We start from the raw sequence: 3,612 nt of genomic DNA, 5'->3' as shown, positions 1-3,612 counted from the left end.
TCGGCGGCGGTCTCGCCGCGGGCACCCGCCGCCACGGCGGCGAGGCCGAGCCACATCCCGGCGGGCGAGCACACGAAGTCCCCCGCGCCGCCGCCCTCCCGGCCGAGCTCCACCATCTCGGGCAGCCACCGCTCGGCGAACCCCTGGACCTCCGCCACGGGCAGCCCCGCCGCCACCCGCCCCGTCTCGTACGCCACGTACGACTCCCCCCGCAGTCACGGCACCGGCATCGGTCTCCGGAACCGTCCGAAACACATCCCCAGTATGCGAGCCGCCACTGACAATCCCCGGCGCCCGCCGTAGACTCCTTAGCGAAACTAACTAGGCAGTCGAAGGGACCGTACGAACCACATGAACCAACAGCAGTGGAACTCCGTCGACGACTACTTCACCGACCTCCTCGCCCCGGCCGACGAGGCCCTGTCCGCCGCCCTGCGCGACAGCGACGCCGCCGGCCTGCCGCAGATCGCCGTCGCCCCGAACCAGGGCAAGCTGCTCCAGCTCCTCGCCCAGATCCAGGGCGCCCGCCGCATCCTGGAGATCGGCACCCTCGGCGGCTACAGCACCATCTGGCTGGCCCGCGCCCTGCCCGTCGACGGCCGCCTCATCACCCTCGAATTCCGCCCCGAGCACGCCGAGGTGGCCCGCGGCAACCTCGCCCGCGCCGGACTCGACAAGCTCACCGACGTCCGCGTCGGCCCCGCCCTCGACTCGCTCGACGCGCTCGGCGCCGAGCACCCCGACCCCTTCGACCTCGTCTTCATCGACGCCGACAAGGGCAACAACCCGCACTACCTGGAGTGGGCGCTCAAGCTCACCCGGCCGGGCAGCCTGATCGTCCTCGACAACGTCGTGCGCGGCGGCGCGGTCACCGACGCCGACAGCACCGACCCGGGCGTCGTCGGCACGCGTGCCGCGCTCGCGCTCATGGCGGAGCACCCCGAGCTGAGCGCGACGGCGCTGCAGACCGTGGGCACCAAGGGCTACGACGGCTTCGCGCTCGCCCGCGTACTCCCCTGATCACCGACCGATCCCCGACCGATCCCCGACAGACCCCCGATCGGTCCCGGCGGCTCAATCCTCGTGGAAGTAGCCCACGTTCACGCTCCGCGGACCCGACCTGTCCTGGATGACGACCTCTCCGGAGCCGCCGCGGGCGAGCGGCGCGTCCCCTCCGTACGCGAGGGGCCGCGCCGCCCCGTCGACGACCACCCGCACCTCCGAGGAGGGATCGGGGCTCGACCCGCGCAGCCAGGTCACCGACCAGGACCCGTCGGGACCGCAGCGGAACTCCAGGTGCGTACGGGACACGAACAGCCAGTCATCGGGGGTCACCAGGCGGCACACGTTCCGGTCGCGCCCCACGCGCAGCACGGCGCCCGGCTCGCTCGGCGCGTCGGCCATGAGCATGCCCGCGGTCGCGCCCTCGTCTCCCCCGGACACCGAGGCCATCGTCAGCTCCAGCACGTGCGCACGCTCCTTCGGCTTCAACTCGCTTCGGCGCGAGCGTGGTTGGTGCGTCGCGCGCTGCCGCATCCTAAGTGCCCCCACGGGCGGGTGCACGCCTGTCCTGGAACAATGGGCGCATGACTGAGCGCAAGCCACCTGGAGTCGAGTTCGAATCCTGGATCGACAAGCAGATCCGTGAAGCGGAGCGGCGGGGCGAGTTCACCTCCTTGCCCGGCGCCGGCAAGCCCCTTCCCGAGGGGCCCGATCCCACGACCGACGAGAACTGGTGGGTGAAGCAGAAGATGGCCCGCGAGGGCCTCTCCTTCATGTCGCCCACGCTCGCCCTGCGCAAGGAAGCCGAGGACACGCTGGTCGCGGCGGCCGCGGCCCCGTCCGAGAGCATGGCGCGCAGGCTCGTGACCGAGCTCAACGAGAAGATCCGCGAAGCACTGCGCACCCCGCCCCCGGGACCGCCCCTCGGCCTGACGCCCTACGACGTCGACGAGGTGGCCCGCGACTGGCGGGAGCGCCACCCGGCCTGACCGGTCGACGGCGCCCCGGCCGGGACCGCGCGGCGCGCGGGCCGTTTGGGGAGCCGCCTGGGGGCAACTCGCTCCGGGGAGGCGCGCCGGGCCGCACCGGCCCGCGCGCCAGGACCGTCCCCGAGCCGAGAAGGTCCCCATGTCCACCGTCATGCTCATCGTCCTGATCGTGGTCGTCGCCGTCCTCGTCGTCGCCGTGGCGGCCGTCCTGTACCGCGCGCGGGCGCGCGCCGGCGGCGGGCGCGGTCTCCGGCGCCGCTTCGGACCCGAGTACGACCGCGCGGTCGCCCGTCACGACGGCGACACCAAGGCCGCCGAACGCGACCTCGGGGAGCGGGTGAAGCGGCACGGGTCCCTGCGTACGCGGCCGTTGGAGCCCGTCGCCCGTGAGGAGTTCACGGCCCGCTGGACCGTCGCCCAGGAACGCTTCGTCGATTCCCCGCGCGAGGCGGTCACCGAGGCGGACCGGCTCATCGCCGAACTCGCCGGCGTCCGCGGCTTCCCCGACGCGGGGCACTACGAGGAGCAGCTCGACGCGCTCTCCGTGCACCACGCCCACCACGTCGACGGCTATCGCAAGGTGCACCGGGCGGCCCTGGACACGACCGGCGCCGAGCACGGGGCCGGGACGGAGAAGGGCGGCGCGGACACCGAGGAGATGCGCGGCGCCATGGTCGAGGCGCGGGCGCTCTTCGACGCCCTGATGGCACAGGACGCGGACGGCGGCGCGGCGCGCACCGGCAGGCGCACCGCCCGAGGACGCTCGGCCGGCCTCACCCCGAAGGGAGCCCAGCATGGCTGAGCACACCGAGCACACGGCGCACGTCACCCGCCCCGAGCCCACCGCTCACACCACACGGACGTCCCTGTTCCCGCCCGCCGAACGCGACAAGCTGGCGCTGCGTCTCCAGAACGCCGTCAACGCCTTCGTCGACGGCCCGCGCGGCGCCGTCGAGGACGCCGACCGCGTCCTGGAGGAGACGATCACCGGCCTCACGCAGACCCTCACCGAGCGCCGCCGCACCCTGCGCACGTCCTGGCAGCCCGCCCCGGCGGGCGCGTCCACCGGAACCACGGACTCCGCCGACACCGAGCAGCTCCGCCTGGCCCTGCGCGACTACCGCGAGACGGCCGAAAGCCTGCTGCGTCTGTGACGGACGCCGTGCGGCAGGATGGCGGCATGAGCATCGTGAAGATCAATGTGCTGACCGTTCCCGAGGAACAGCGAGAGGTCCTGGAGAAGCGTTTCGCTTCCCGCGCGGGCGCGGTGGAGAACTCGGACGGCTTCGAGTGGTTCGAACTCCTCCGCCCCATCGAGGGCACCGACCAGTACCTCGTCTACACCCGCTGGCGCGACGAGGCCGCCTTCCAGGCGTGGATGGAGGGCCCGATGAAGTCGGCCCATCAGGGCGGCGGCGACCGCCCGAAGCCCGCGGCGAGCGGGTCGACGGTGTGGTCCTTCGAGGTCGTCCAGCAGGCGGCCCCCAAGGGCGCATAGCCCGCGCGCCGGAGGCCAAGCCGCCGGGAACGCCCCGCACTTGGGTCCCTTCGGGCCGGCCCGGGTGCGGGGGTAATTCGCTTGCGGCGCCGCCTCCGTACCGTCGCAGAATGACCGCATGAC

General features: G+C 73.2%; 6 protein-coding genes and 1 pseudogene. 5 read left to right on the top strand and 2 right to left on the bottom strand.

Annotated features, from left to right (window positions below; translation table 11 throughout):
• A pseudogene (locus AOK22_RS42910) lies at positions 1-197 on the bottom strand (serpin family protein); the annotation flags it as partial.
• Between the two features lie 154 nt (positions 198-351).
• Here AOK22_RS42910 and AOK22_RS22920 point away from each other — a divergent pair.
• Complete coding sequence (locus AOK22_RS22920) at positions 352-1,020, top strand: O-methyltransferase (RefSeq protein ID WP_055700588.1); 669 nt, start codon at positions 352-354, stop codon at positions 1,018-1,020.
• A gap of 54 nt (positions 1,021-1,074) precedes the next feature.
• Here AOK22_RS22920 and AOK22_RS22915 read toward each other — a convergent pair whose 3' ends face one another.
• A complete protein-coding gene (locus AOK22_RS22915; protein ID WP_055700587.1) occupies positions 1,075-1,467 on the bottom strand; it encodes an FHA domain-containing protein in 393 nt (130 codons plus the stop codon).
• A gap of 119 nt (positions 1,468-1,586) precedes the next feature.
• On the opposite strand from AOK22_RS22915, the gene AOK22_RS22910 reads away from it, so the two are divergent.
• From AOK22_RS22910 to AOK22_RS22895, 4 genes are all read left to right on the top strand, one after another.
• Positions 1,587-1,991, top strand: coding sequence for a DnaJ family domain-containing protein (locus tag AOK22_RS22910; protein ID WP_055700586.1), 405 nt, complete (start codon positions 1,587-1,589; stop codon positions 1,989-1,991).
• Positions 1,992-2,130: 139 nt separating this feature from the next.
• On the top strand, positions 2,131-2,793 hold the full coding sequence (locus AOK22_RS22905) for a hypothetical protein (RefSeq protein WP_244164939.1): 663 nt from the start codon (positions 2,131-2,133) through the stop codon (positions 2,791-2,793).
• Positions 2,786-3,145, top strand: coding sequence for a hypothetical protein (locus AOK22_RS22900; protein WP_244164937.1), 360 nt, complete (start codon positions 2,786-2,788; stop codon positions 3,143-3,145). The genes AOK22_RS22905 and AOK22_RS22900 overlap by 8 nt, the downstream gene beginning before the upstream one ends.
• 26 nt (positions 3,146-3,171) lie before the next feature.
• Positions 3,172-3,489: an antibiotic biosynthesis monooxygenase family protein gene (locus AOK22_RS22895; protein WP_055700585.1), complete on the top strand. Its 318-nt coding sequence runs from the start codon at positions 3,172-3,174 to the stop codon at positions 3,487-3,489.
• The last annotated feature ends 123 nt before the right edge of the window (positions 3,490-3,612 follow it).

Source organism: Streptomyces silaceus (assembly GCF_001419745.1).
Lineage (GTDB): Bacteria > Actinomycetota > Actinomycetes > Streptomycetales > Streptomycetaceae > Streptomyces > Streptomyces silaceus.
Note: the sequence above shows the minus strand (reverse complement) of the source record. Positions and strands in the feature narration are given on the sequence as shown.